Below are 25,265 nucleotides of genomic sequence, written 5' to 3'. Positions count from 1 at the left end.
CGGCACCGGAGACCTCGACGCCCCCCGGCGTCCCATGGGTCCCGGTGGTGTGCATGGCGCACAGACTACGCACCGTCAAAACCCGCCCGCCCCCGAGGTTCATCCCAAATCAGGCAACTTGCCTGCAACGAAACGGTGATGTGATCCCGTTCACCATCTCCACACTTGTCGCATCCGGAAGGCCGTTCTATCGTCTTGATGTATCGAGTCGATACATCAGAGCGAGATAAGCGAGCCACGGACGAGGGGAGGCGACGATGAGCCGGCGCTCCGGCATCCTCGAGTTCGCCGTACTCGGCCTGCTCCGCGAATCCCCGATGCACGGCTATGAGCTGCGCAAACGACTCAATACGTCACTGGGGGTGTTCCGTGCCTTCAGCTACGGGACGCTGTACCCCTGCCTCAAGACGCTGGTCGCCAACGGCTGGTTGATCGAGGAACCGGGGAACACTCCCGAGGACGCCCTCGCCGCACCACTCGCAGGGCGTCGCGCCAAGATCGTCTACCGGTTGACGGCGGAAGGTAAGGAACACTTCGAGGACCTGCTCTCGCAGACGGGCCCCGACGCGTACGAGGACGAGCACTTCGCCGCCCGTTTCGCCTTCTTCGGGCAGACCTCGCGCGACGTCCGTATGCGAGTCCTCGAAGGCCGCCGCAGCCGGCTGGAGGAGCGCCTGGAGAAAATGCGCGCCTCCTTGGCGCGCACCCGGGAGCGCCTCGACGACTACACGCTTGAGCTCCAGCGCCACGGGATGGAGTCCGTGGAGCGCGAAGTGCGCTGGCTGAACGAGCTCATCGAGAGCGAGCGGGCCGGACGGGACCTGAAGGGTTCCGCTTCCGGGGGGTCCGCTCAGCAGAACACATCTGGAGCGTCGGGCGTCCTGCCCCGTCCCGGGGACACCCCCGGGACGGATACGCCCGACGACACCACCACGTGAGCGCTCATCCAGGGCCTCACTCGTACACACAGGGAGCAACCGGAATGGGTTCGGTTCGCGTAGCCGTCGTCGGCGTGGGCAACTGCGCCGCGTCGCTGGTACAGGGCGTCGAGTACTACAAGGACGCCGACCCGGCGTCCAAGGTCCCGGGCCTGATGCACGTCCAGTTCGGCGACTACCACGTCCGTGACGTCGAGTTCGTCGCCGCGTTCGACGTGGACGCCAAGAAGGTCGGCCTCGACCTGGCGGACGCCATCGGCGCGTCCGAGAACAACACCATCAAGATCTGCGACGTGCCCACCACCGGCGTCACCGTGCAGCGCGGTCACACCCTCGACGGCCTCGGCAAGTACTACCGCCAGACCATCGAGGAGTCCGACGCCGAGCCCGTCGACGTCGTCCAGATCCTCAAGGACAAGCAGGTCGACGTCCTCGTCTGCTACCTGCCCGTCGGCTCCGAGGACGCGGCGAAGTTCTACGCCCAGGCCGCCATCGACGCCAAGGTCGCCTTCGTCAACGCCCTCCCGGTCTTCATCGCCGGCACCAAGGAGTGGGCGGACAAGTTCACCGAGGCGGGCGTCCCGATCGTCGGCGACGACATCAAGTCCCAGGTCGGCGCCACCATCACGCACCGCGTCATGGCGAAGCTGTTCGAGGACCGCGGCGTCGTCCTGGACCGCACGATGCAGCTGAACGTCGGCGGCAACATGGACTTCAAGAACATGCTCGAGCGCGAGCGCCTGGAGTCCAAGAAGATCTCCAAGACGCAGGCCGTCACCTCCCAGATCCCCGACCGGGACCTCGGCGAGAAGAACGTCCACATCGGCCCGTCCGACTACGTCGCCTGGCTCGACGACCGCAAGTGGGCCTACGTCCGCCTCGAGGGCCGCGCCTTCGGTGACGTCCCGCTGAACCTGGAGTACAAGCTCGAGGTCTGGGACTCCCCGAACTCCGCTGGTGTCATCATCGACGCCCTGCGCGCCGCGAAGATCGCCAAGGACCGCGGCATCGGCGGCCCGATCCTGTCGGCCTCCAGCTACTTCATGAAGTCCCCGCCGGTCCAGTACTTCGACGACGAGGCCCGTGAGAACGTCGAGAAGTTCATCCGCGGTGAGGTCGAGCGCTAGCTCCACGCCCCACTGAAATTCGCTCCTGCCAGGGCTGAGAAGGTCCCCGGGTCACCCGACCCGGGGACCTTCCCCATATGTGAGGCTGTGCCCATGGCCGTCGTCCGTGATCTGCGCGTCCTGCTGCGCTTCGGCACCTTCCGGCGCCTGCTCGCCGTACGGCTGCTCTCCCAGTGCGCCGACGGCGTCTACCAGGTCGCGCTCGCCGCCTACGTCGTCTTCTCGCCGGAGAAACAGACCTCGGCCGGCGCGATCGCGTCCGCGATGGCCGTCCTGCTGCTGCCCTACTCCCTCGTCGGCCCCTTCGCGGGCGTCCTCCTCGACCGCTGGCGCCGGCGCCAGGTCCTCCTCTACGGCAATCTGCTGCGGGCCCTGCTGGCATCCGTGACGGCCGTCCTGATGCTCAGTCACGTCCCCGACTGGCTCTTCTACGTCTCCGCGCTGTGCGTCACCGCCGTCAACCGCTTCGTCCTCGCGGGCCTGTCGGCGGCCCTGCCCCGGGTGGTCGACGCCGAACGTCTGGTGCTGGCCAACTCCCTCTCACCGACCGCCGGAACGCTGGCCGCGGTCGCGGGCGGCGGTCTGGCCTTCGTCGTCCGGCTGGCGATCGCGGACACCGATGCCGCGGTGGTCCTGCTGGGCAGCGCGCTATACCTGTGCGCCGCGCTCATGTCGCTGACCATGGCCGCGGATCTGCTCGGGCCCGAGCGTGCACAGGTCCGGGCCGGTTTGGTCACCGCCCTCGGAGGCACCGCCCACGGACTCTCCTCCGGCGTACGCCACCTGACCCAGCCCAAGCGCAGAGAGGCCGCGTGGGCGCTCGGCTCGATCACGCTGATGCGCTTCTGCTACGGGGCCCTGACAGTCATGGTGCTGATGCTCTGCCGGTACGCCTGGTCGTCCGACCCCGACCAGGGGCTGGCCCTGCTCGGCCTCGCCGTGGGCATCTCGGGTGCGGGCTTCTTCCTCGCCGCCGTGGTCACCCCATCGGCAGCCGGACGACTGGGCCCCGGCCGCTGGATCGTCGTCTGCTCCGCGGCGGCCGCCGTCCTGGAGCTCACCCTGATGCTCCCGTTCACCCAAGCCACCACGTTCATCGCGGCCTTCGTCCTGGGACTGGTCACCCAGGGCGCGAAGATCGCCACCGACACCATCGTGCAGTCCTCGGTGGAGGACGGCTTCCGCGGCCGAATCTTCTCCGTTTACGACGTCCTCTTCAACGTCGCCTTCGTCGGCGCCGCCGGAGTCGCCGCCCTGATGCTGCCGCCTGACGGTCGCTCAGCGGCGCTGGTGGTAACGGTCGCCGTTATCTACGGAGCAATTGCTGGGGCTTTGGCCCGATTCGAACGCCGGTAAGGGTCACATCAAAGACACAGAATTCGCCTGGAGTGAGGGACTGTCAGTGGTGGCCTGTACTTTACGTGGGTCTTATTTCGCGCCACGCGCACCACGTTCTAGGGGGACCCCCAGCATGACCACTCCGCCGCCTCCACAGGGTCAGAACCCGTACGCCCAGACGCCCACCGGCCCCGTCGCGCAGCAGCCCGGTCAGCCGGGAGTCCCGGCGCAGCAGCCGTACGCTCCGTTCCCGAACCAGGGCGGCGCCCCGGTTCCTCCGCCCGCCCCGGCCGGCAAGCCCAAGAGCAAGAAGGCCATACGCATCATCGGCGTCATTGTCGTCGCCGTCATCGTGGGTCTCCTCAAGTTCGGCGCGGGCTGGTTCCTGACGCGCGACGACGCGGAGACGACGTCGGTGGGCTCGTGCATGCACAACGAGGGCACGGACTCGAGCCCGGACCTCAATGAGGTCGGCTGCTCCGACAGCAAGGCCCAGTACAAGGTCGTCCAGAAGTTCGACGGCTCCAGCGACGACAGCAAGTGCGAGGCCGTCACGGAGGCGACGATCTCCTACGTCCAGTACGGCGGCGGCCACGACGTGGTGCTCTGCCTGAAGGAAGTCAAGTAGCAGCACAGCACATGCGCGAGGGCCGGTGTTTCACGTGAAACACCGGCCCTCGCGCATGACCGGGGTCATGTTTCACGTGAAACATGACCCCTTTCAACGACCTCAGCTCTGTTCGGCCCACCACTCCTTGAGGGCCGCCACCGCCGCGTCGTACCCCATCGGCCCGTTCTCCAGGCGAAGCTCCAGCAGGTGCTTGTACGCATTGCCGATGACCGGGCCGGGGCCGACGCCCAGGATCTCCATGATCTGGTTGCCGTCGAGGTCGGGGCGGATGGCGTCGAGCTCCTCCTGCTCCTTGAGCTGAGCGATGCGCTCCTCCAGACCGTCGTACGCCCGCGACAGCGCGGCCGCCTTGCGCTTGTTTCGGGTCGTGCAGTCGGAGCGGGTCAGCTTGTGGAGGCGCTCCAGGAGCGGTCCCGCGTCCCGGACGTAACGGCGGACGGCGGAGTCGGTCCACTCTCCGGTGCCGTAGCCATGGAAGCGCAGGTGGAGCTCGACGAGGCGGGAGACGTCCTTCACCAGGTCGTTGGAGTACTTCAGCGCTGTCATGCGCTTCTTCGTCATCTTGGCCCCGACCACCTCGTGGTGGTGGAACGAGACCCTGCCGTCCTTCTCGAAGCGTCGGGTGCGCGGCTTGCCGATGTCATGGAGCAGCGCGGCGAGCCTGAGGGTCAGGTCGGGGCCGTTCTCCTCCAGCGCCATCGCCTGCTCCAGAACGATCAGTGTGTGGTCGTAGACGTCCTTGTGCCGGTGGTGCTCGTCGCTCTCCAGCCGCAGGGCGGGCAGCTCCGGCAGGACATGGTCGGCGAGGCCGGTGTCGACCAGCAGGCTCAGGCCCTTGCGCGGGTGCGCGGAGAGGATGAGCTTGTTCAGCTCGTCCCGTACGCGTTCCGCTGAGACGATCTCAAGGCGCTCTGACATGTCCTTCATCGCGGTGACGACCTCGGGGGCGACCTCGAAGTCGAGCTGGGCGGCGAAGCGGGCGGCGCGCATCATCCGCAGCGGGTCGTCCGAGAAGGACTCCTCGGGCGTGCCCGGGGTGCGCAGAACCCGGGCCGCGAGGTCGTCGAGGCCTCCGTGCGGGTCGATGAACTCCTTCTGCGGAAGCGCCACGGCCATCGCGTTCACGGTGAAGTCACGCCGGACGAGGTCCTGCTCGATGGAGTCGCCGTACGACACCTCGGGCTTGCGCGAGGTGCGGTCGTACGCCTCGGAGCGGTACGTCGTCACCTCGACCAGGTAGCCGTCCTTCTGGGCGCCGACCGTGCCGAAGGCGATGCCGACCTCCCACACCGCGTCCGCCCACGGCCGCACGATCTTCAGGACGTCCTCGGGGCGGGCGTCCGTCGTGAAGTCCAGATCGTTGCCGAGCCGGCCGAGCAGCGCGTCCCGGACCGAGCCGCCGACCAGGGCGAGTGAGAACCCGGCCTCCTGGAAGCGGCGGGCGAGGTCGTCGGCGACAGGCGCTACCCGCAGCAGTTCGCTCAGCGCGCGGTGCTGCACCTGGCTCAGGGCACTGGGGGTTTCTTCGTTGGCGTTCGGCACAACAGAAAAGGGTACGTGGCCCGACGGGCCCCGGGCGCCCGGATTACGGCCGGCGGACACCTCGGGCGATAGCCGCTGAAGATCAGTGTTAGAGCTTTTTCACAGCCACTCCGCCTGATACGCATATATAGAGGACAGTACGGCGGCCTCTCCTGATCTTGTGGAGCGGTCCGCGGCACTTCCCCTCGGCGCGCATCGTTACCATGCGTGGACGCACATTCCGACGACCACTGACGACGACGAGGGACGGGCGAACGCGTGGCCGAGGCGGCAGACTTCCCGGGGATGAGTCCCTCACCTGCCCGCCGGTGGCTGCGGCGCACCGGAGCACTGCTCGCCGGGGCGCCCCTGCTGGCCGGTCTGCTCCAGTTGCCCATGCTCCCCGCGCACGCCGACACCCCGGCAGCCGCCAAGGAAGCCGCCACCACGGGCACGGTCGCCGTCGCCGTCGACTCCCTCAGCCCCGCCGTCCCCACCGACGGTGACACCGTCACCGTCTCCGGCACGGTCACCAACAAGGGCAAGCAGGCCGTCACCGACGCCCACGTCGGCCTCCAGGTGGGGTCCGCGCTGACCACCCGCTCGGCGATCGACGCCGCCGCCAAGGACGCGAACGGCCTCTCGGGCAGCTCCGGCTCCGAGGTGGGCGGCAAGTACGTCGCCGAGTTCTCCGAGCTCACGCCGGGCGTCGCCGAGCACTTCAGCATCTCCGTACCGGTCGACGAGCTGGACCTCGGCGACGACGGCGTCTACCCGCTGGGTGTCTCCCTGTCCGGTGAGACGTCCGCGCAGCCCTGGGAGCAGGTGCTGGGCATCCAGCGGACCTTCCTGCCCTGGCAGCCGGACGAGGCGGACACGGCGACGAAGACGACGGTGCTGTGGCCGCTGGTCTCCACCGTCCACATGACGGCGGAGACCGGTTCGAACGCGCAGCAGACACCTGTCTTCCTCAACGACGACCTGGCCGAGGAGATCGCCCCCGGCGGCCGCCTCGAGCAGCTCCTGAGCCTCGGCAAGGAACTCGACGTCACCTGGGTGATCGACCCGGACCTGCTGGCGTCCGTCGACGCCATGACCGGCAGCTACCGGGTCCGTGCCGACGGCGACACCACCACCGCCGGCACACACCAGGCGGTCGCCAAGCAGTGGCTCGCCGAGCTGCAGCAGGCGGTGGCCGACCGGGAGGTCGTCGCCCTGCCCTTCGCCGACCCGGACCTGGCCTCCCTCGCCCACAACGGCACCGGCGTGACCAGCTCCCTGAGCCAGCTCAAGGCGGCCACCGATGTCGCCGCCACCACGGTGGAGACGGTGCTCCACGTGACGCCGAGCACCGACTTCGCCTGGCCGGTGGACGGCGCGGTCGACCGGTCGATCGTGAAGGTGGCCACCTCCGCCGGCGCCGACAAGGTGATCGCGCGCAGCGACAGCCTGGCGGAGAACGGCGGCCTGTCCTACACCCCTTCTGCCGCCCGGCCCATCGGCGGTGGCACCACGGCGGTGGTCGCGGACGCGCGCCTGTCGAAGACGTTCCAGGGCGACCTGACGAAAGCGTCCGCGTCCACACTCGCGGTGCAGCAGTTCCTCGCGCAGAGCCTTGAGGTGAACCTCCAGACGCACAAGCAGCGCAGCATCGTCGTCGCCCCGCAGCGCATGCCGACCGCGAGCCAGGCCCAGGCGTTGGCGCAGGCGGTCTCCGCGCTCCAGGGCGGCAACTGGTCGCAGTCCCAGGACCTCACGGCGGCCGCCAAGGCCAAGCCCGACAGCGGTGCCACCACGAAGGTGCCGTCGAGGTCGGCGTACCCCTCCTCACTGCGCAAGCAGGAGCTGCAGCGGTCGGCCTTCGAGCAGACCGCGGCCACCCAGGACACGCTCGACAACTTCAAGGTGATCCTCACCGACAAGTCCCGGGTGGTGACCCCCTTCGGGCGGGCCACCAACCGTGAGATGTCCACGTCGTGGCGGGGCCTGTCCACCGCGGCGAGCACCTTCCGCCAGGGCGTGCAGTCCTATCTCGACACCCTCACCGACCAGGTCAAGCTGATCGACAAGTCGGACACCAAGCTCTCCGGGCGCAGTGCCACGATCCCCGTGACCGTGCAGAACAACCTGGTGCAGGGCGTCGACCACCTGATCCTGCGGCTCACCTCGGCCAACGACACCCGTCTGGAGATCGGCGGAGACGTCTACGCGCAGGAAGCCATCGAGGTCTCCGGCGGTCACAGCACGACGGTGAAGTTCACCACGTCCGCCAACGTGAACGGCCAGACCAGGGTGATCGCCCAGCTGTACACCGAGGACGGCCAGAAGTACGGCGGCGAGGTCGTCTTCGACGTGAAGGTCACCGAGATCACGGCCACCGTGATGCTGGTCATCGGCGGCGGTGTGCTGCTGCTCGTGCTGGCAGGCTTCCGCATGTACACCCAGCGCAAGCGGGCCGCGGCCCGGGAGGCCGAGGAGGCCGGCGCCGAGGAGACCGCCGAGACCGGGGCCGACGACGGTCCGGAAAACCCCGCGGGCTCCGCGGACCGTACCGAGGAAGAGTCGGGTGCCCGGTCCGGGGCAGACGACCCGCAGCAGGCGAGTGACGGGACACCGGACACCGCAGCGGAAAGCACCGACCCCTCGGGGACGGGTGAGAGAGTGGACCGTTGAGGATGTCGTGGCCGGTGGGCCCGGGACGATGAGGTGGGGTAACCATGAACGCGCCGTACGAGGGTGACCGCGGCCAGGCCGCGGGCAGCTCGGGTCACCCCGAGGGCCCGCCGCCCGAGCACGGCCAGGTGCCGCCGCAGCACCCCGCGGACATGTACCTCCAGGACGCCTACGACCAGGACCCCTACCGTTCCCAGGACCTCACCGCGCAGGACCCGGTCGCCGAGGCGCTCTACGACCGCGCCGCGCACCCCCCGCCACCCTCGGGCCCGTACCAGCCGCAGCAGCCGCTCTACGGCCGCCCCGAGCCCTCCCCGTACGCCCCCGACCCGAACGTGTGGGCCCAGACCCCGGCGCCCGAGCCGGAGGGCCCGAGCCAGTACCTGCCGTACGGCGACGATCCGCGCACGACCCGGTTCGTGGGCGTGGACGACCTGGTGTCCCACTCCGGCGAGCAGCAGGACCGGCCCGACGCCTTCGCGCACCTCTTCAAGGACCAGCAGCAGAGCGGCACCCGTCCGCCGGCCGGCCCCCCGGCGGTGCCCGGCCCGGCCGCCGCGCCCAGGGGTCAGGGGCCCACGCAGCAGTACCAGGCCGCCCCGGCGTCCGCGCCGCCCGCGGACGACCACACCATGAACCTCGGCACCACACCCGCCGCACCGGCCCCCGATCCGGTTCCCGCCCCGCCCGCGAAGAAGGGCGGCAAGGCGGCCGGTCTGCTGAAGTCCAGCGCCGTGATGGCCGCGGGCACGATGGTCTCCCGACTCACCGGCTTCGTCCGCTCCGCGCTGATCGTCTCCGCGCTCGGCGTCGGCCTCCTCGGCGACACCTTCCAGGTCGCCTACCAACTGCCGACGATGATCTACATCCTGACCGTCGGCGGCGGCCTCAACTCCGTCTTCGTGCCGCAGCTCGTGCGCGCCATGAAAGAGGACGAGGACGGCGGCGAGGCCTACGCCAACCGTCTCCTGACGCTGGTGATGGTGGCGCTCGGCGTACTCACCGTCGGCGCGATCGCCGGTGCCCCCCTGCTGATCCGCGCCCTGTCCGACCCGGTCGCCAGCGACCCGGCGGCCAACGAGGTCGCCATCACCTTCGTCCGCTACTTCCTGCCCTCGATCTTCTTCATGGGTGTCCACGTCGTGATGGGCCAGATCCTCAACGCCCGCGGCAAGTTCGGCGCGATGATGTGGACGCCGGTCCTGAACAACATCGTCATCATCGTGACGCTGGGCATGTTCATCTGGGTCTACGGCACCGCCGCCGACTCGGGCATGAAGGTCACGTCCATCCCGCCGGAGGGCCAGCGGCTCCTCGGCATCGGCGTCCTTCTCGGCCTGGTCGTGCAGGCCCTGGCGATGATCCCCTACCTGCGGGAGACGGGCTTCCGGCTGCGGCTGCGCTTCGACTGGCGGGGCCACGGCCTCGGCAAGGCCGTGACGCTCGCCAAGTGGACGTTCCTGTTCGTCCTCGCCAACCAGGCCGGCGCGATCGTCGTCTCCCAGCTGTCCACCGCCGCCGGCAAGGACTCGCCCGTCGACGGCACCGGCTTCGCCGCCTACGCCAACGCACAGCTGATCTGGGGCCTGCCGCAGGCCATCATCACCGTCTCCCTGATGGCCGCCCTGCTGCCGCGGATCTCGCGCTCGGCGGCCGAGGGCGACGGCGGCGCGGTCCGCGACGACATCTCCCAGGGACTGCGTACCACGGCCGTCGCCATCGTGCCGATCGCCTTCGGGTTCCTCGCCCTCGGCATCCCGATGTGCACCCTGATCTTCGGCTCCTCCGGCACCAGCGAGGCCACCAACATGGGCTTCATGCTGATGGCCTTCGGCCTCGGTCTGATCCCCTACTCCGTGCAGTACGTCGTCCTGAGGGCCTTCTACGCCTACGAGGACACCCGGACGCCCTTCTACAACACCGTCATCGTGGCCGCGGTCAACGCGGGTGCCTCGGCGGCCTGCTACTTCGTGCTTCCGGCCCGCTGGGCCGTGGTCGGCATGGCCGCCGCCTACGGCCTGGCCTACGCGATCGGTGTCGGCGTCGCCTGGAACCGGCTGCGCAAGCGGCTCGGCGGCGACCTCGACGGCGCCCACGTCCTGCGCACGTACGCCAGACTGTGCATCGCCTCCGTGCCGGCGGCGCTGATCAGTGGCGCGGCCTGCTACGGCATCGCAGACACCCTGGGCCAGGGCGTCCTCGGCTCCTTCGCCGCGCTGCTGGCCGGAGGCGTCCTTCTGCTCGGCATCTTCTTCGTCGCCGCCCGCCGCATGCGCATCGAGGAGCTCAACTCCCTCGTCGGCATGGTCCGCGGACGCCTGGGCCGCTGAACGAGGGGGTACGCGCACAACCATCGTTGTCCGCCGCGTGTCGTGCATAGCGGCGGACTGTGGGCACAATTGGATCCGGCGTCGGACGGCGCGCACGAGGTCGGCGGCGCGCATGGGATGGGGAGGCAGGAACGACGGTGGCGGAACGGAGCACAGCTGCCGTCGACGTGGCAGACAACAGCGGCGACGAGCCGCTGGCCGCACAGGCGGACCAGTCCACGGCCGACGGGGTGGCCAAGAACCGGGAGCGGGACACGGACAGCGACGAGGCACAGGGGAGTGGCGGGACGGAACATCCCGGGAAGGCCTCACCGCCTGAACTGCACAGCGGCCACAAGCTCGCCAGACGCTACCGTCTCGAGGAGTGCGTCACCCGTCTGGACGGTTTCAGCAGTTGGCGTGCGGTCGATGAGAAACTCCGCCGTGCCGTGGGCGTCCACGTCCTGCCGGCGGACCACACACGCGCCCGTTCGGTGCTGGCCGCGGCCCGCTCCTCGGCGCTGCTCGGCGACCCCCGGTTCGTTCAGGTCCTGGACGCCGTCGAGGAGAACGACCTCGTCTACGTCGTCCACGAGTGGCTGCCCGACGCCACCGAACTGACCACGCTGCTCGCGGCCGGGCCACTGGAACCGCACGACGCGTACCAGATGGTCAGCCAGATCGCGTCCGCGATGGCCGCCGCGCACCGCGAGGGCCTGTCGCACCTGCGGCTGAACCCCAGCGCCGTGCTGCGCGCCTCCACGGGCCAGTGGCGCATCCGGGGCCTCGCGGTCAACGCCGCCCTGCGCGGCATCACCTCCGACACCCCGCAGCGCACCGACACCGAGGCGATCGGCGCCCTGCTGTACGCGGCGCTCACCCAGCGCTGGCCGTACGAGAACGACGCCCACGGACTGGCCGGGCTGCCCAAGGACGTCGGTCTGATCGCCCCCGACCAGGTCCGCGCCGGCGTCCACCGGGGCCTGTCCGAGCTCGCCATGCGCGCGCTCGTCAACGACGGGGCGACCGCCTCCCGGCACGAGGCCGCGTGCACCACTCCCGAGGAGCTGGTGAAGGCGATCGGCGAGATGCCCCGCATCCGCCCGCCGGAGCCCGCGTTCACCGCGCCGCCGGAGTACCAGCGCACGACGTACCAGCAGGGCACCTACGGCCGCCCGGCACCCCACCCGGGTGCCACCCAGCCGGTGCCCACCCCGCCGCCCCCGCTGCAGAGCCGCACCGGCCGGGCCCTGAAGTGGGCGGTGTCCGCACTCCTCATCGCCGCGCTCGGCCTGGGCAGCTGGCAGCTCGCGGACGCCCTGATGGACCGGGGCAAGTCCGAGGACACGGACCAGACACAGACGACGGACGAGGGCGACAAGAACAGCGCGGCGCCCAAGCCCGTCAAGACGCTGAAGATTCAGGACGCCGCCGAGTACTACCCCGACGGCAAGGCCCAGCACGCCAACGACGTGAAGCTCACCTATGACGGGGACAGCTCCACGTACTGGCGGTCCTATTCGTTCGACGCCGGGCCGGTGCTCGCCCCCTACAAGGAGGGCGTGGGCATCGTCTACGACCTGGGTTCCGAACAGAGCCTCTCGGCCGCTTCGATAGGGCTGCACTACGGCGGCCGCTACACGGCAGCCACCCTGTACGCGGCCGACTCGCTCTCGTCGTCGGCATCCCTCGCCTCCATGACGAAGATCGCCACTGCCCAGACCAACGGCCAGGAACTGAAGATCTCGGCCAAGAACCCGGTCAAGACGCGGTACGTTCTCGTGTGGATCACGGCGGTGCCGTACTCGGGGCAGGACCAGTACAGCGGCGCCGGCTACAAGCAGGCCATCACGGACGTGAAGTTCACGGGCTGACGTCTCACCGGAGGGGGAGGGGGTCCATGGCTGAAGGCGCCGGATATGACGGAGTGAGCGACCAGGACCTCCTCGCTCGCCACGTCGAGGGCGACTCGGACGCCTTCGGTGAGCTTGTACGGCGCCACCGGGACCGGCTCTGGGCCGTGGCCCTGCGGACGCTGGGAGACCGCGAGGAGGCCGCTGACGCCGTTCAGGACGCCCTTGTGTCGGCCTACCGTGCGGCCCACACCTTCCGCGGCCAGTCCGCCGTCACGACGTGGCTGCACCGCATCACCGTGAACGCCTGCCTGGACCGGGCCCGCAAGGCGGCCTCCCGCAAGACCTCGCCGGTCGACGACACGGAACGGCTGGAACAACTCCTGGAGCCGCACGAGTCCGCCTCGGCCCCCGCCGAACGCAACGATCTGCATCGCCAGCTCCTCGAAGCGCTCGGCACCCTTCCGCCCGACCAACGGGCCGCACTCGTCCTGGTGGACATGCAGGGCTACCCCGTCGCCGAGGCCGCCCGCGTGCTCGATGTGCCGACCGGGACGGTGAAGAGCCGCTGTGCCCGTGGCAGAGCCCGACTCCTGCCCCTGCTCACCCATCTACGGCCGGAACGCACCGGCGACGCGAAGGAAAGCGGCGGGGTACGGAACCGGGCGCAGGGGGCATCCGTCCCACCGGCAGCGGAACCTCGCGACGGGGGACCGGACAACGCCGGGACAGGCGATTCAGCTGCTGTGAAGGGCGGAGGTGGGCGAGCGTGACATCGACGACGGACACGACCGGGCACCCGGACGTCGCGGAGATCTCCGACCTCACCGAGGGCCTGCTCACCCCTTCCCGGAGCGCCGATGTGCGCCGGCATCTCGACAGCTGCGATCTCTGCGCCGAGGTCCACGCCTCGCTCGAGGAGATCCGCGGTCTTCTGGGCACGCTCCCCGGTCCGCCACGGATGCCGGACGACGTCGCCCACCGCATCGATGCGGCCCTCACCACCGAAGCCCTCCTGAGCGCCACCGCCTCAGGGAACGAGCCCACCTCGAAGGCCCCGGAGTCCCCGCAGGCGTCTCCCGTGCTCGCTGGCGACCCCGACGCCGACGCACCCGGTGTTTCACGTGAAACACCGACAGCAATACACCGGCCCTCGGGACACGCCCGTACCGCCACTACCGGCCCGGGCCGCAAGGACGGCAAGGGGCGCAAGCGGGGCGGGCGCCGCAGGGTCGCCGTCCTGGGCGCCGTCTTCGGTGCCGCCGCCCTGGGGCTCGGTGGCGTCCTGGTGTCCTCGCTGACGGACAGTGGAGGACCCGGCACCTCAGCGCACGGGCAGTCCACCGCCGCCGACACGTTCTCCCAGGGCACCCTGGAGGAGCAGGTCGGGGTCCTCCTCGACAAGGCGCAGGGTTCCAAGGCACCGAACAGCATGGGTATCAACGGTGACACGGCCAGCCCCAGGCCCAGGGTCTTCCAGCAGCCCACGGTCCCCCCCTGTGTCCAGAAGGGCATCGGCCGCAGCGACGCCGCCCTCGCCACCGAGGAGGGCAGGTACCAGGGGACGGACGCTCTGCTCGTCCTGCTGCCGGATGCCTCCGACAGCACCAAGGTCGACGCCTATCTCATGGACCGGACCTGTGTCGGGCACCCGTCGGCAGGCGCGGCCAAGATCCTTCTGAAGAACTCCTACACGCGTCATTGACAGTCCACCTGCGGCTCCGTCCCCGGCGGCTCCTCCCGCGGGGACGTCCCTCCGTGTGCCCGGACACACCGGGAATGCATGCCCCTTAGGATCCGTTGGGTGGGGTGAGAGTTCAGAGCAGCTCCCACCGGTCGAACGACGCAGACCAGAGACGAGGAACAAAGCCGTGAGCGACGTCCGTAACGTGATCATCATCGGCTCCGGGCCCGCCGGCTACACCGCCGCGCTCTACACGGCGCGCGCGTCGTTGAAGCCGCTGGTGTTCGAAGGTGCCGTCACCGCGGGCGGTGCGCTCATGAACACCACCGAGGTGGAGAACTTCCCCGGCTTCCAGGACGGCATCATGGGCCCCGAGCTCATGGACAACATGCGCGCCCAGGCCGAGCGCTTCGGCGCCGAGCTCGTCCCGGACGACATCGTCTCCGTCGACCTCACCGGTGAGATCAAGACCGTCACGGACACCGCGGGCACGGTCCACCGTGCGAAGGCCGTCATCGTCGCCACCGGCTCCCAGCACCGCAAGCTCGGCCTGCCGAACGAGGACGCCCTCTCCGGCCGCGGTGTCTCCTGGTGTGCCACCTGTGACGGGTTCTTCTTCAAGGACCAGGACATCGCCGTGATCGGCGGTGGCGACACCGCGATGGAGGAAGCCACCTTCCTCTCCCGCTTCGCCAAGTCCGTCACCATCGTCCACCGCCGGGACACCCTGCGCGCCTCCAAGGCGATGCAGGAGCGCGCCTTCGCCGACCCGAAGATCAAGTTCATCTGGGACAGCGAGGTCGCGGAGATCCAGGGCGACCCGAAGCTGGCCGGCCTGCAGCTGCGCAACCTCAAGACCGGCGAGCTCTCCGACCTGGCGGTCACCGGCCTGTTCATCGCGATCGGCCACGACCCGCGCACCGAGCTCTTCAAGGGCCAGCTCGACCTGGACGAGGAGGGCTACCTGAAGGTGGCCGCGCCCTCCACCCGGACGAACGTGACCGGTGTCTTCGCCGCCGGTGATGTGGTCGACCACACCTACCGCCAGGCGATCACCGCGGCCGGTACCGGCTGTTCCTCCGCTCTGGACGCCGAGCGCTACCTCGCCGCCCTCGCGGACGAGGAGCAGGCCGAGCCCGAGAAGACCTCTGTCTGATCCCCCTCCCGCCCCACCGCACAAGGAATTTAAGGAGCCCCCTGTGGCCGGCACCCTGAAGAATGTGACCGACGCCGACTTCGATGAGGTCGTCCTCAAGAGCGACAAGCCCGTTCTGGTGGACTTCTGGGCCGAGTGGTGCGGCCCGTGCCGCCAGATCGCTCCCTCCCTCGAGGCCATCGCGGCGGAGCACGGCGACAAGATCGAGATCGTCAAGCTCAACATCGACGAGAACCCGGGCACGGCAGCCAAGTACGGTGTCATGTCGATCCCGACGCTGAACGTCTACCAGGGCGGCGAGGTCGCCAAGACCATCGTCGGCGCCAAGCCGAAGGCAGCGCTCGTCCGCGACCTGGAGACCTTCATCGCGGAGTGACACGTTGAGCCGGTCGCTCCGGCGGCAATGTTTCACGTGAAACACGAATGGGCTGGCCCGAACGGGCTGGCCCAATCGTGTTTCTGGCCCCCTACAGCGGTCGCAGCGCCGGCTCCTTCTGCACGGCTCCCAGCAGCCGGTCCAGCGCCATCTCCACGTCTTCCTTCCAGGAGAGCGTGGTCCGCAGCTCCAGCCTCAGCCGAGGGTGGCTGGGATGGGGCCGGACCGTCTTGAAGCCCACCGCCAGCAGGTGATCGGCCGGGAGCATGCAGCCGGGTTCCTTCCAGCGGGCGTCGCCGAAAGCCTCGATCGCCTTGAAGCCGCGCCGCAACAGATCCTTCGCGACCGTCTGCACCATCACCCGGCCCAGCCCCTGCCCCTGATACCCCGGCATGATGAACGCGGTCATCAGCTGCACCGCGTCCGGTGACACAGGGCTTGTGGGGAACGCCGTCGAACGCGGCACATAGGCCGGCGGCGCGTAGAGGACGAACCCGACGGGGACGTCGTCGACGTAGACGACCCGGCCGCACGATCCCCAGTCCAGCAGGACAGCCGAGATCCAGGACTCCTTCTCCAGCGCCGCCGTACCCGCCTTCAGCGCGGCTTCACCACTGACGGGGTCGAGTTCCCAGAAGACGCACGAGCGACAGCGCTTGGGAAGGTCCTGAAGGTTGTCCAGCGTGAGCGGTACAAGCCGACGCCCCATGAAGGCTGTTCCTCGCTTCCTTCGCCCGCAGCATCGCGAGCGGCTGTCAGAGCGCTGCGTTCCCTGAGCAGACTGCCGACGAAACCGCCGACCGCGCCCAGCCCCAACCCCGCGCTCACCAGTCCGGTCCGGCTCATCGTTCGCATGGCCCTCGCCCTCCCACTCCGAGGTGCTGCCTGGTGGATGCGCCATAACCCATCGCATCGTATCCACGATGCGATTCCCCTCGATACCGGCTGAATGCAAAGAGCGAGCCGTGTTCCGGACACACCGGACACGGCTCGCTCAGACGGTCGCATGGCCGACGTACGGCTCAGTCTTCCGCTTCCTCGGAGTCGCCCTCCTCGCCGAGTCCCTTCTGCAGGGCGAACCCCTCGCCAGGAGCAAGGGTGCCGAGGATCCGCTCCAGGTCCTCCACGGAGGCGAACTCGACGGTGATCTTGCCCTTCTTCTGCCCCAGGTCGACCTTCACCCGCGTCTCGAAGCGGTCCGAGAGCCGGGTGGCGAGCTCGGACAGCGCCGGAGAGACCAGGGCACCCGCGCGCGGCTTCCTGGCGCGCTGCGCGGTCTGCGGCCGGGAACCCATGAGGGTCACGATCTCCTCGACACTCCGCACCGACAGCCCCTCGGCCACGATCCGGTGGGCCAGCCGCTCCTGCTCCTCCGAGTCCTCCACGGAGAGCAGCGCCCGGGCATGACCGGCGGAGAGCACCCCTGCCGCCACCCGGTTCTGGACCGCCGGCGAGAGCTTCAGCAGACGCAGTGTGTTGGAGACCTGCGGGCGGGACCGGCCGATCCGGTCCGCCAGCTGGTCGTGCGTGCAGTGGAAGTCCTTCAGCAGCTGGTCGTAGGCCATGGCCTCTTCCAGCGGGTTCAGCTGCGCCCGGTGGAGGTTCTCCAGCAGAGCGTCCAGGAGCAGCTTCTCGTCGTCCGTGGCCCGCACGATCGCCGGGATCGCCTCCAGGCCCGCCACACCGCAGGCCCGCCAGCGCCGCTCACCCATGATGAGCTCATAGCGCTCCGGCCCTACTTCCCGCACGACGACCGGCTGGAGGAGGCCCACCTCCTTGATGGAGGTGACGAGTTCTTCCAGCGCGTACTCGTCAAAGATCTCTCGCGGCTGGCGCGGGTTCGGCGTGATCGCGTCGAGAGGGATCTCCGCGAAGTACGCGCCGATGGGCGGGGCGGGCGTCTCCGCCACGGCATACGCCGACGGCTCCTCTGTTTCACGTGAAACATTCGGAAGCGTGGCCACCTTTGCCGCGGCCACTCCGCGGTCGGAGGCAGGCCCCGGGACAGCCGCTGCGGACGCGGAGCCCGCGCCTCCCACTGCGGTCTGCGCCGGCGTCTTCTCTGTCGGGGCGGCAGGGATCAGTGCGGCGAGACCACGGCCCAACCCCCTCCGTCGCTCATTCACTGGGTCCCCTCCACCATGCTCGGGTTGTTCTGGGCGCCGATATGGGCGTGGGTGGCGTCATAGCTGATGCCCACACCCTTCAGCGCGATCTCTCGTGCCGCCTCAAGATAGGAGAGGGCGCCGCTAGATCCTGGATCGTACGTCAACACCGTCTGCCCGTAGCTCGGCGCCTCCGAGATACGGACCGAGCGAGGAATGCTCGTCCTGAGCACCTCGTCGCCGAAGTGGGTACGCACCTCCTCGGCGACCTGCGACGCCAGACGCGTCCGGCCGTCGTACATGGTGAGCAGGATGGTCGACACATGCAGGGTGGGGTTCAGGTGCCCACGCACCAGGTCGACGTTGCGCAGCAGCTGGCCCAGACCCTCCAGCGCGTAGTACTCGCACTGGATCGGGATGAGGACCTCCGCACCGGCCACCAGCGCGTTGACCGTCAGCAGGCCGAGCGAGGGCGGGCAGTCGATGAGGATGTAGTCCAGCGGCTGTTCGTAGGCCTGGATGGCCCGCTGCAGTCGGCTCTCTCGTGCCACCAGGGACACCAGCTCGATCTCCGCACCGGCGAGATCGATCGTGGCAGGGGCGCAGAAGAGGCCTTCGACATCCGGGACCGGCTGAACGACTTCCGCAAGCGGGCGGCTCTCGACCAACACGTCATAGATGGACGGGACCTCGGCGTGATGGTCGATGCCCAGGGCAGTGGACGCGTTGCCCTGGGGGTCGAGGTCGACCACCAGCACGCGACCGCCGTGCAGGGCCAGGGAAGCGGCAAGGTTGACGGTCGTCGTCGTCTTGCCCACCCCGCCCTTCTGGTTGGCGACCACGATGATCCGGGTCTGCTCAGGGCGTGGCAGGCCCTCGCCGGCGCGGCCCAGTGCCTCCACCGCCAGTTGGGCAGCACGACCGATCGGAGTGTCGTCCATCGGGGGCGGTGTTTCACGTGAAACATCCTCCCCAAAGGACTCGGTACGGGGACCGGGGACCGGATCGGCCATCGGTCCCGCGATGTTGGCGTCGGACCGCAAGGATTCACTCTCCTCGACTTCAAGCTCGCAATGAACAGAGCCTGCCATGTCTTCGGGGTCGCGAACCAGTGAGGCCTGGGGTTCTGTGGAGAAATCCACCTCTGTGGACAACTCCCGTCCCTTATCGAGTGAACCGAGCGGCTTACGGTCGCGGGGTTCGGCTGCGGCGCGGCCGCGGCTGATGATGCCGTGGAGCAGTGAGCGACGTTTCACGTGAAACACGATGCACAGCGCTCGCGGCCGAACTGTCGCGACACTCCGTCAGGCGTATGCCGGGCAGCTTGTGTGGAGTACGCCTCACCGTCATGACGCCTACTCCAGCCCCTGGGGCCTCAGCGCCGCCGACGCGCCCGCCCCGTCCGGGCCGCCTTCGCCCGCTTGGCGGCGAACCGCACACCGCCGGGGCTCTCCCCCACCTCGACCCGCACCACCGTGGAGAGCGGATCGACGATGTTCTCACCGACCTGGAGGATCGAGGTGCCGACGGCGCCCAGCTTGCTCAGGGCGGTGGCCGCGCTCTTCAGTTCCTCCTCCGCGGTGTCACCCTTGAGGGCGAGCATCTCCCCGTAGGGACGCAGCAGGGGGATGCCCCAGGCGGCCAGACGGTCCAGGGGCGCCACGGCACGGGCGGTCACCACATGGACGGGCTGGAGCTTTCCCATGACCTCCTCGGCACGGCCGCGAACCACGGTCACATGGTCCAGGCCGAGGAGTTCGACGACCTCGGTCAGGAAGTTCGTACGCCGCAGCAGCGGCTCCAGAAGGGTGATCTTCAGATCCTCGCGGACAAGCGCGAGGGGAATGCCGGGCAGTCCGGCGCCCGAGCCGACATCACACACGGTCACGCCCTCGGGCACGACCTCGGAGAGCACCGCGCAGTTCAGGATGTGCCTCTCCCACAGGCGGGGCACCTCACGCGGGCCGATGAGGCCGCGCTGCACGCCGGCCTCGGCCAGGAGCTCGGCATACCGGACCGCATCCGCGAAGCGATCACCGAATACCTCGCGTGCCACTTCAGGCGCAGGGGGGAGCTCCGCTGCCTCCGTCACGGGGACCGTCCTTCCGTACCGCATCGACGCCATCGGCGCCGACCACCAGAACTACCAGGCTGACAAGAACCGGCCCCGTCTGCGCAACAGACGGGGCCGGGAGAGATGTACGTACCGAATCAGTTGGGGAGTACGACGACGAAGCGCTGCGGCTCCTCGCCCTCGGATTCGCTGCGCAGGCCCGCGGCCTTGACCGCGTCGTGGACGACCTTGCGCTCGAAGGGCGTCATCGGCTTCAGCTTCACGGGCTCGCCGCTGTTCTTGGCGTCGGCCGCGGCCTTGGCGCCCAGCTCGGAGAGCTCGGTGCGCTTCTTGGCGCGGTAGCCCGCGATGTCCAGCATCAGCCGACTGCGGTCGCCGGTCTCCCGGTGCACGGCCAGGCGCGTCAGCTCCTGCAGTGCCTCCAGCACCTCGCCGTCCCGGCCGACAAGCTTCTGCAGGTCACGGGTGCCCGTGTCGCTGATGATCGACACAGAGGCGCGGTCGGCTTCGACGTCCATGTCGATGTCGCCGTCGAGATCGGCGATGTCCAGCAGACCCTCGAGGTAGTCCGCCGCGATCTCGCCCTCCTGCTCCAGGCGGGTCAGGGTGTCTGCACCCTCGGCGGCGGCGGAGGTGGTGCCTTCCGTCACGGGATGGGCTCCTTCTTACTTCTTGGAGGGGGACTTGGGGCGCTGCGGGCCACCCTTGCGCTGCCCGGACTGCGCCTTGCTGCGGCCAGTGGAGCCGGCCTTGGGAGCGGCCGGCTGGGCGGCGCCGGAGGGCTTGGCGTCCTCGGGCTCGTCGGACTTGCTCAGCGAGATGGTCTCGCCTGCCGCCTTGGGGCCGCCGGACTGGCGCTTCGACTTCGTCTGCCGCTTGGGCTGCTGCCGCTTGGCGGCGGCCGAGGTCGTGGTCGTACCGTCCTCGGTCTCCACGACGGTCTGGGCGTCGCTCTTCACCACGCTGCCGTCCGCCTGGGCCGCGAGGCCCGCCTTGGTCAGACCGTTGATGAACTTGCGCTCGGCCTCGTTGCGGTCGCGGCCCTTGGCGACGATCGCCTTGATGATGGTCTTCTCGCTGCGGCGGCGGGTCTTGCCGTGGTGCGTGACGTGCTTGTGGAGGCGCTCCAGGTACGCGGCCTGGGCCTTGGAACCCGGGGTCGGGTTGTTGTGGATGACGTACATCTGCTGGCCCATGGTCCACACGTTGGTGGTCAGCCAGTAGACGAGGACACCGACGGGGAAGTTGATGCCGAAGACGGCGAACATCACGGGGAAGACGTACATCAGCATCTTCTGCTGCTGCATGAACGGGGTCTTCACCGACGTGTCGACGTTCTTCGTCATCAGCTGGCGCTGGGTGAAGAACTGCGAGGCCGACATCAGGACGATCATGACGGCGGTGACAACGCGGACATCGGTGAGCGAGGCGCCGAGGGCCTGCACCTCCGCGGCGCTGTTGGTGAACTTGGCGGCCAGCGGAGCGCCGAAGATGTGCGCGTTCCGCGCGCTCTCGAGCAGCTGGTCGTTGATGACGCCGATCTTGTCGCCCGACGCGATGCCGTCGAGCACGTGGTAGAGGGCGAAGAAGAACGGGGACTGCGCCAGGATGGGAAGGCACGAGGAGAGCGGGTTGGTGCCCGTCTCCTTGTACAGCTTCATCATCTCTTCGGACTGGCGCTGCTTGTCGTTCTTGTAGCGCTCCTGGATCTTCTTCATCTCGGGCTGCAGCGTCTGCATGGCCCGCGTGGCCTTGATCTGCTTCACGAAGAGCGGGATCAGGCAGATGCGGATCAGAATCACCAGGGACACGATCGACAGGCCCCAGGCCCACCCGGTGTCAGGGCCGAAGATCTTGCCGTACACCGTGTGGAACTGGACGATGACCCAGGAAACGGGTGTCGTGATGAAGCTGAAGAGGCTGGCAATCGTGTCCACTAATCATGCTCCTTGGGCATGGGACGAGGTCTCTGCGGCCGGGCTCGAAGAAGAATTCTCCTCGCCGGCCGTTGAGGCGGCGGAGGTCCCGCCCCTGCGTGCACGCCAGGCGTCGCGCAGCATTTCGTGCCACCGCGGGCGTTTCCGCGGCGGGACATGGTCCACACCGCCCAGCGACCACGGGTTGCACCGCAGGATGCGCCAGGCGGTGAGTGCCGTTCCCTTGATCGCGCCGTGCCGGTCGATGGCCGTGTAGCCGTAGTGGGAACACGACGGGTAGTACTTGCACACCGGCCCGAGCAGCGGACTGATCGTCCACTGGTACAGCTTGATCAGGGCCAGCAGCGGGTACTTCATCGCGCGCCCCCTCCCACCAACCGTTGAAGGGCGGCATCAAGGTCTTGGGCCAGCTGTGCGTGGTCGGCGTCGCCCGCGCCGGGCAGCGCCCGTACGACTACCAGGCTACCGGGGGGCAACAGGACGACTCGATCGCGCATCAGGTGACGAAGTCTGCGCTTCACCTGGTTGCGTACGACCGCGCCGCCCACGGCTTTGCTCACGACGAAACCCGCACGCGTCGGGGGAGCGCTCTCCCCAGGCGCGTGCGGGTCCGTGGCACCGCTTCGAAGGTGGACGACGAGCGTCGGGCGTCCGGCCCGGCGCCCTCGTCGTACCGCGGTCGCGAAGTCCTCGCGCCGCCTCAGCCGGTTCTCGGTGGGCAGCACGACGGCATGACCTGACCGGGATCAGGCGGACAGACGGGCGCGACCCTTGCTGCGGCGGGACGCGAGAATCGCGCGGCCGGCACGGGTGCGCATACGCAGCCGGAAGCCGTGGGTCTTGGCGCGACGACGGTTGTTCGGCTGGAAGGTGCGCTTGCTCACTCGGGGGCTCCAGAAATCAAATCGGTGTGGCGGGTGCCGTCCTGGCTGTCACCGTGCGCCCACGAGTAGCTCTCGTTACGCCCGAGTGCACCGCTTCCCGATCACCTGACGCGATCTGTGCCCATCGGAGGCAGGCGGCAGCAGCCATCGACAACTCGACCTGGTTACGGTACGCGCGGCTGCGCCATCCGGTCAAACCAGGGGTCACCGGGAGACACTATCCACAGCCTGGGGACAACAACTTGAACCGCACCCGCCGCCCTGACTACCGTGACTGGACTCCGATTCGTTCCTTTGTCCCCTGTTGTTGGCTCCCCCCGAGCCGAATCCCGACCCGTCCCGCAACCACACGTTCGTGGGACCCACGAGAGAGCGTGCCCTGTGGCTGATGTACCTGCCGATCTTGCCGCAGTGTGGCCACGAGTACTGGAGCATCTCCTCGGGGAAGGTCGTACCCAAGGGGTCGAAGCGAAGGACGAGCGCTGGATCCGGCGCTGTCAGCCGCTCGCGCTGGTCGCCGACACCGCCCTGCTCGCCGTGCCGAACGAATTCGCGAAGGGCGTACTGGAAGGCCGGCTCGCCCCGATCGTCAGCGAGACCCTGAGCCGCGAGTGCGGCCGTCCGATCCGCATCGCGATCACCGTCGACGACTCCGTCGGCGAGCCCCCGGCCCCGTCGGCCCGCCCCGCCCAGCAGCAGCCGCGCTACGAGGAGCCCGAACTGCCGTCCGGCCAGTACGACGGGCCGTACGAGGAGCCCAAGGGCCGCTACGACATCACGTACGACAACACCTACGAGGGCTACGGCCGGCACCGCGCCGAACAGCCCCCGGGACCCTCCGGCGAGAACCCCCGCGGGGAGCAGCTGCCGATCGCGCGGCCCGCGTACCCGTCGGAGTACCAGCGGCCCGAGCCCGGCGCCTGGCCGCGGCCGCAGCAGGACGAGTACAGCTGGCAGCAGCAGCGGCTCGGCTTCCCCGAGCGCGACCCGTACGCCTCTCCGTCGCAGGACTCCTACGGCCCTCCCGCCAAGGACCCGTACGCCTCTCCGTCCCAGGACTCCTACGACCAGGACTCCTACGGCCGGCCGGCACAGGACTACCGGCCGCAGCCGATGGAGCGGCCGTCGTACGACTCCTCGCCGTACGAGCAGAAGCGGCCCGACTACGACCAGCGTGAGGCGGGCCGGCGCGAGCTGCCCGAGCCGCCGGCCGGTTCCGGTCCGCCACAGCGCCCCGGTGGGCCCGGGTCACCGGCCGGGCCGTCGCCGTCGCCGGGCGGGCCCGGTGAGCCGACCGCGCGGCTGAACCCGAAGTACCTCTTCGACACGTTCGTCATCGGCGCCTCCAACCGCTTCGCGCACGCGGCCGCGGTCGCCGTGGCCGAGGCGCCCGCGAAGGCCTACAACCCGCTCTTCATCTACGGCGAGTCGGGGCTCGGCAAGACCCACCTGCTGCACGCGATCGGACACTACGCGCGGAGCCTCTACCCCGGCACGCGTGTGCGGTACGTCAGTTCGGAGGAGTTCACCAACGAGTTCATCAACTCCATCCGTGACGGCAAGGGCGACAGCTTCCGCAAGCGGTACCGCGAGATGGACATCCTGCTCGTCGACGACATCCAGTTCCTGGCGGACAAGGAGTCGACCCAGGAGGAGTTCTTCCACACCTTCAACACGCTCCACAACGCCAACAAGCAGATCGTGCTGTCCTCCGACCGGCCGCCCAAGCAGCTGGTGACGCTGGAGGACCGGCTGCGGAACCGTTTCGAGTGGGGTCTGATCACCGACGTCCAGCCGCCGGAACTGGAGACGCGGATCGCGATCCTGCGCAAGAAGGCGGTGCAGGAACAGCTCAACGCCCCGCCGGAGGTGCTGGAGTTCATCGCCTCCCGGATCTCGCGCAACATCCGTGAGCTGGAGGGCGCGCTGATCCGGGTGACGGCGTTCGCGTCGCTCAACCGGCAGCCCGTGGACCTCGGTCTGACGGAGATCGTCCTGAAGGACCTCATCCCCGGCGGTGAGGACTCGGCGCCCGAGATCACCTCGACGGCCATCATGAGCGCGACCGCCGACTACTTCGGTCTCACCGTCGAGGACCTGTGCGGCACCTCACGGGGGCGCGCGCTGGTGACGGCCCGCCAGATCGCGATGTACCTCTGCCGCGAGCTGACGGACCTCTCCCTGCCGAAGATCGGCGCGCTGTTCGGCGGCCGCGACCACACGACGGTCATGCACGCGGACCGCAAGATCCGCAACCTCATGGCCGAGCGCCGCTCCATCTACAACCAGGTGACGGAGCTGACCAACCGCATCAAGGCCGGCTGACAGCCGTACGAGCGCGCCGAGGGCGCCCCGGGAACAGTTCCCGGGGCGCCCTTTGCGTGTGGCGCAGGCGCACCGGAGGAGGGGCAGCCGCAGCCGCCGAGGGGCTCCCCGTCATCCGCTGTTCGAATAGGCGCCGGGTTACGGCCGCTCTCCACAGATTCGATGACTTTTTGCCGTCCACACCCTGGGGACCGGGAAGTTGTCCAGACTGTATCCACAGGTGGGCCTGTTGAAGGACGATCGGACCAGGTCAACAGGTTGTGGATTCGTGGACGAAGGATCTCCACAGGCTGTGGACAGAGAAATGATCCACAGGCTGTGCACGAAGTTGTCC

Annotated in this window: 22 protein-coding genes; 12 read left to right on the top strand and 10 right to left on the bottom strand. The window is 68.9% G+C overall.

All coding sequences use genetic code 11. The features are described 5' to 3' along the window. Window positions 1–257 precede the first annotated feature (257 nt). The 4 genes from ACIBVL_RS13110 to ACIBVL_RS13095 all read left to right on the top strand — a co-directional run bounded on the left by ACIBVL_RS13110 (window position 258) and on the right by ACIBVL_RS13095 (window position 4,031). Window positions 258–938 carry a PadR family transcriptional regulator gene (locus tag ACIBVL_RS13110; RefSeq protein WP_399096544.1) on the top strand — a complete coding sequence of 227 codons (681 nt, stop codon included), beginning with the start codon at window positions 258–260 and terminating at the stop codon, window positions 936–938. Window positions 939–982: 44 nt separating this feature from the next. Continuing rightward, on the top strand, window positions 983–2,065 hold the full coding sequence (locus ACIBVL_RS13105; protein WP_399096541.1) for an inositol-3-phosphate synthase: 1,083 nt from the start codon (window positions 983–985) through the stop codon (window positions 2,063–2,065). 93 nt (window positions 2,066–2,158) lie between these two features. After that, a complete protein-coding gene (locus ACIBVL_RS13100; RefSeq protein ID WP_399096538.1) occupies window positions 2,159–3,421 on the top strand; it encodes an MFS transporter in 1,263 nt (420 codons plus the stop codon). Between the two features lie 115 nt (window positions 3,422–3,536). Further along, window positions 3,537–4,031 carry a hypothetical protein gene (locus tag ACIBVL_RS13095; protein ID WP_399096535.1) on the top strand — a complete coding sequence of 165 codons (495 nt, stop codon included), beginning with the start codon at window positions 3,537–3,539 and terminating at the stop codon, window positions 4,029–4,031. Window positions 4,032–4,133: 102 nt separating this feature from the next. Here ACIBVL_RS13095 and ACIBVL_RS13090 read toward each other — a convergent pair whose 3' ends face one another. Next, window positions 4,134–5,576, bottom strand: a complete 1,443-nt coding sequence (locus ACIBVL_RS13090) for a CCA tRNA nucleotidyltransferase (RefSeq protein ID WP_399096533.1) — start codon at window positions 5,574–5,576, stop codon at window positions 4,134–4,136. 258 nt (window positions 5,577–5,834) lie between these two features. Between ACIBVL_RS13090 and ACIBVL_RS13085 the strand changes: the two genes are divergently transcribed. The 7 genes from ACIBVL_RS13085 (at window position 5,835) to trxA (ending at window position 15,606) form a co-directional block, all read left to right on the top strand. Continuing rightward, the gene (locus ACIBVL_RS13085; RefSeq protein ID WP_399096530.1) at window positions 5,835–8,228 is read left to right on the top strand and encodes a DUF6049 family protein; all 2,394 of its coding nucleotides are present in this window, start codon (window positions 5,835–5,837) and stop codon (window positions 8,226–8,228) included. A 44-nt stretch (window positions 8,229–8,272) separates the two neighbouring features. Then, window positions 8,273–10,558, top strand: a complete 2,286-nt coding sequence (murJ, locus tag ACIBVL_RS13080) for a murein biosynthesis integral membrane protein MurJ (protein WP_399096527.1) — start codon at window positions 8,273–8,275, stop codon at window positions 10,556–10,558. 137 nt (window positions 10,559–10,695) lie between these two features. Next, window positions 10,696–12,411 carry a protein kinase family protein gene (locus tag ACIBVL_RS13075; RefSeq protein ID WP_399096524.1) on the top strand — a complete coding sequence of 572 codons (1,716 nt, stop codon included), beginning with the start codon at window positions 10,696–10,698 and terminating at the stop codon, window positions 12,409–12,411. 26 nt (window positions 12,412–12,437) lie between these two features. Then, window positions 12,438–13,163 carry an RNA polymerase sigma factor SigM gene (gene sigM / locus ACIBVL_RS13070; RefSeq protein WP_399096521.1) on the top strand — a complete coding sequence of 242 codons (726 nt, stop codon included), beginning with the start codon at window positions 12,438–12,440 and terminating at the stop codon, window positions 13,161–13,163. Continuing rightward, window positions 13,160–14,095 (top strand): anti-sigma factor family protein, encoded by a 936-nt coding sequence (locus ACIBVL_RS13065; RefSeq protein ID WP_399096518.1) that lies wholly within the window; start codon window positions 13,160–13,162, stop codon window positions 14,093–14,095. Before sigM ends, ACIBVL_RS13065 begins: the two co-directional genes overlap by 4 nt. A gap of 166 nt (window positions 14,096–14,261) precedes the next feature. Further along, window positions 14,262–15,230, top strand: a complete 969-nt coding sequence (gene trxB / locus ACIBVL_RS13060; protein ID WP_399096515.1) for a thioredoxin-disulfide reductase — start codon at window positions 14,262–14,264, stop codon at window positions 15,228–15,230. A 43-nt stretch (window positions 15,231–15,273) separates the two neighbouring features. Beyond that, window positions 15,274–15,606, top strand: coding sequence for a thioredoxin (gene trxA / locus ACIBVL_RS13055; RefSeq protein ID WP_399096512.1), 333 nt, complete (start codon window positions 15,274–15,276; stop codon window positions 15,604–15,606). A gap of 91 nt (window positions 15,607–15,697) precedes the next feature. Here the strand turns inward: trxA and ACIBVL_RS13050 are convergent, their stop codons facing one another. The 9 genes from ACIBVL_RS13050 to rpmH all read right to left on the bottom strand — a co-directional run bounded on the left by ACIBVL_RS13050 (window position 15,698) and on the right by rpmH (window position 22,606). Continuing rightward, window positions 15,698–16,315 (bottom strand): GNAT family N-acetyltransferase, encoded by a 618-nt coding sequence (locus tag ACIBVL_RS13050; protein ID WP_399096509.1) that lies wholly within the window; start codon window positions 16,313–16,315, stop codon window positions 15,698–15,700. Between the two features lie 313 nt (window positions 16,316–16,628). Continuing rightward, window positions 16,629–17,732, bottom strand: coding sequence for a ParB/RepB/Spo0J family partition protein (locus ACIBVL_RS13045; protein ID WP_399096506.1), 1,104 nt, complete (start codon window positions 17,730–17,732; stop codon window positions 16,629–16,631). Beyond that, window positions 17,729–18,802: an AAA family ATPase gene (locus ACIBVL_RS13040; RefSeq protein ID WP_399097226.1), complete on the bottom strand. Its 1,074-nt coding sequence runs from the start codon at window positions 18,800–18,802 to the stop codon at window positions 17,729–17,731. Before ACIBVL_RS13040 ends, ACIBVL_RS13045 begins: the two co-directional genes overlap by 4 nt. Window positions 18,803–19,086: 284 nt before the next feature. After that, window positions 19,087–19,803, bottom strand: a complete 717-nt coding sequence (rsmG, locus tag ACIBVL_RS13035; RefSeq protein WP_399096503.1) for a 16S rRNA (guanine(527)-N(7))-methyltransferase RsmG — start codon at window positions 19,801–19,803, stop codon at window positions 19,087–19,089. A 119-nt stretch (window positions 19,804–19,922) separates the two neighbouring features. Further along, entirely contained in the window at window positions 19,923–20,435 is a 513-nt protein-coding gene (locus ACIBVL_RS13030) for a protein jag (protein ID WP_399096500.1), read from the bottom strand. Between the two features lie 15 nt (window positions 20,436–20,450). Continuing rightward, window positions 20,451–21,722, bottom strand: coding sequence for a membrane protein insertase YidC (gene yidC, locus ACIBVL_RS13025; RefSeq protein ID WP_399096497.1), 1,272 nt, complete (start codon window positions 21,720–21,722; stop codon window positions 20,451–20,453). 3 nt (window positions 21,723–21,725) lie between these two features. Then, entirely contained in the window at window positions 21,726–22,079 is a 354-nt protein-coding gene (yidD, locus tag ACIBVL_RS13020; RefSeq protein WP_399096494.1) for a membrane protein insertion efficiency factor YidD, read from the bottom strand. Beyond that, window positions 22,076–22,447, bottom strand: a complete 372-nt coding sequence (gene rnpA / locus ACIBVL_RS13015; RefSeq protein WP_399096491.1) for a ribonuclease P protein component — start codon at window positions 22,445–22,447, stop codon at window positions 22,076–22,078. The genes yidD and rnpA overlap by 4 nt, the downstream gene beginning before the upstream one ends. A 21-nt stretch (window positions 22,448–22,468) precedes the next feature. Next, complete coding sequence (gene rpmH / locus ACIBVL_RS13010; protein WP_003956500.1) at window positions 22,469–22,606, bottom strand: 50S ribosomal protein L34; 138 nt, start codon at window positions 22,604–22,606, stop codon at window positions 22,469–22,471. Window positions 22,607–22,987: 381 nt separating this feature from the next. Between rpmH and dnaA the strand changes: the two genes are divergently transcribed. Next, window positions 22,988–24,931, top strand: a complete 1,944-nt coding sequence (gene dnaA, locus ACIBVL_RS13005; RefSeq protein WP_399096488.1) for a chromosomal replication initiator protein DnaA — start codon at window positions 22,988–22,990, stop codon at window positions 24,929–24,931. Window positions 24,932–25,265: the final 334 nt, after the last annotated feature.

Origin of the sequence: Streptomyces sp. NPDC049687 (assembly GCF_044465285.1) — a bacterium.
Taxonomy (GTDB): domain Bacteria; phylum Actinomycetota; class Actinomycetes; order Streptomycetales; family Streptomycetaceae; genus Streptomyces.
Note: the sequence above shows the minus strand (reverse complement) of the source record. Positions and strands in the feature narration are given on the sequence as shown.

Bases quoted from the DNA above. Each gene is read 5' to 3' on its own strand.
- ACIBVL_RS13110 (WP_399096544.1), top strand. From the start codon at position 258: ATGAGCCGGCGCTCCGGCATCCTCGAGTTCGCCGTACTCGGCCTGCTC.
- ACIBVL_RS13105 (WP_399096541.1), top strand. From the start codon at position 983: ATGGGTTCGGTTCGCGTAGCCGTCGTCGGCGTGGGCAACTGCGCCGCG.
- ACIBVL_RS13100 (WP_399096538.1), top strand. From the start codon at position 2,159: ATGGCCGTCGTCCGTGATCTGCGCGTCCTGCTGCGCTTCGGCACCTTC.
- ACIBVL_RS13095 (WP_399096535.1), top strand. From the start codon at position 3,537: ATGACCACTCCGCCGCCTCCACAGGGTCAGAACCCGTACGCCCAGACG.
- murJ (WP_399096527.1), top strand. From the start codon at position 8,273: ATGAACGCGCCGTACGAGGGTGACCGCGGCCAGGCCGCGGGCAGCTCG.
- sigM (WP_399096521.1), top strand. From the start codon at position 12,438: ATGGCTGAAGGCGCCGGATATGACGGAGTGAGCGACCAGGACCTCCTC.
- ACIBVL_RS13050 (WP_399096509.1), bottom strand. From the start codon at position 16,315: ATGGGGCGTCGGCTTGTACCGCTCACGCTGGACAACCTTCAGGACCTT.
- ACIBVL_RS13040 (WP_399097226.1), bottom strand. From the start codon at position 18,802: ATGGCAGGCTCTGTTCATTGCGAGCTTGAAGTCGAGGAGAGTGAATCC.
- yidD (WP_399096494.1), bottom strand. From the start codon at position 22,079: ATGAAGTACCCGCTGCTGGCCCTGATCAAGCTGTACCAGTGGACGATC.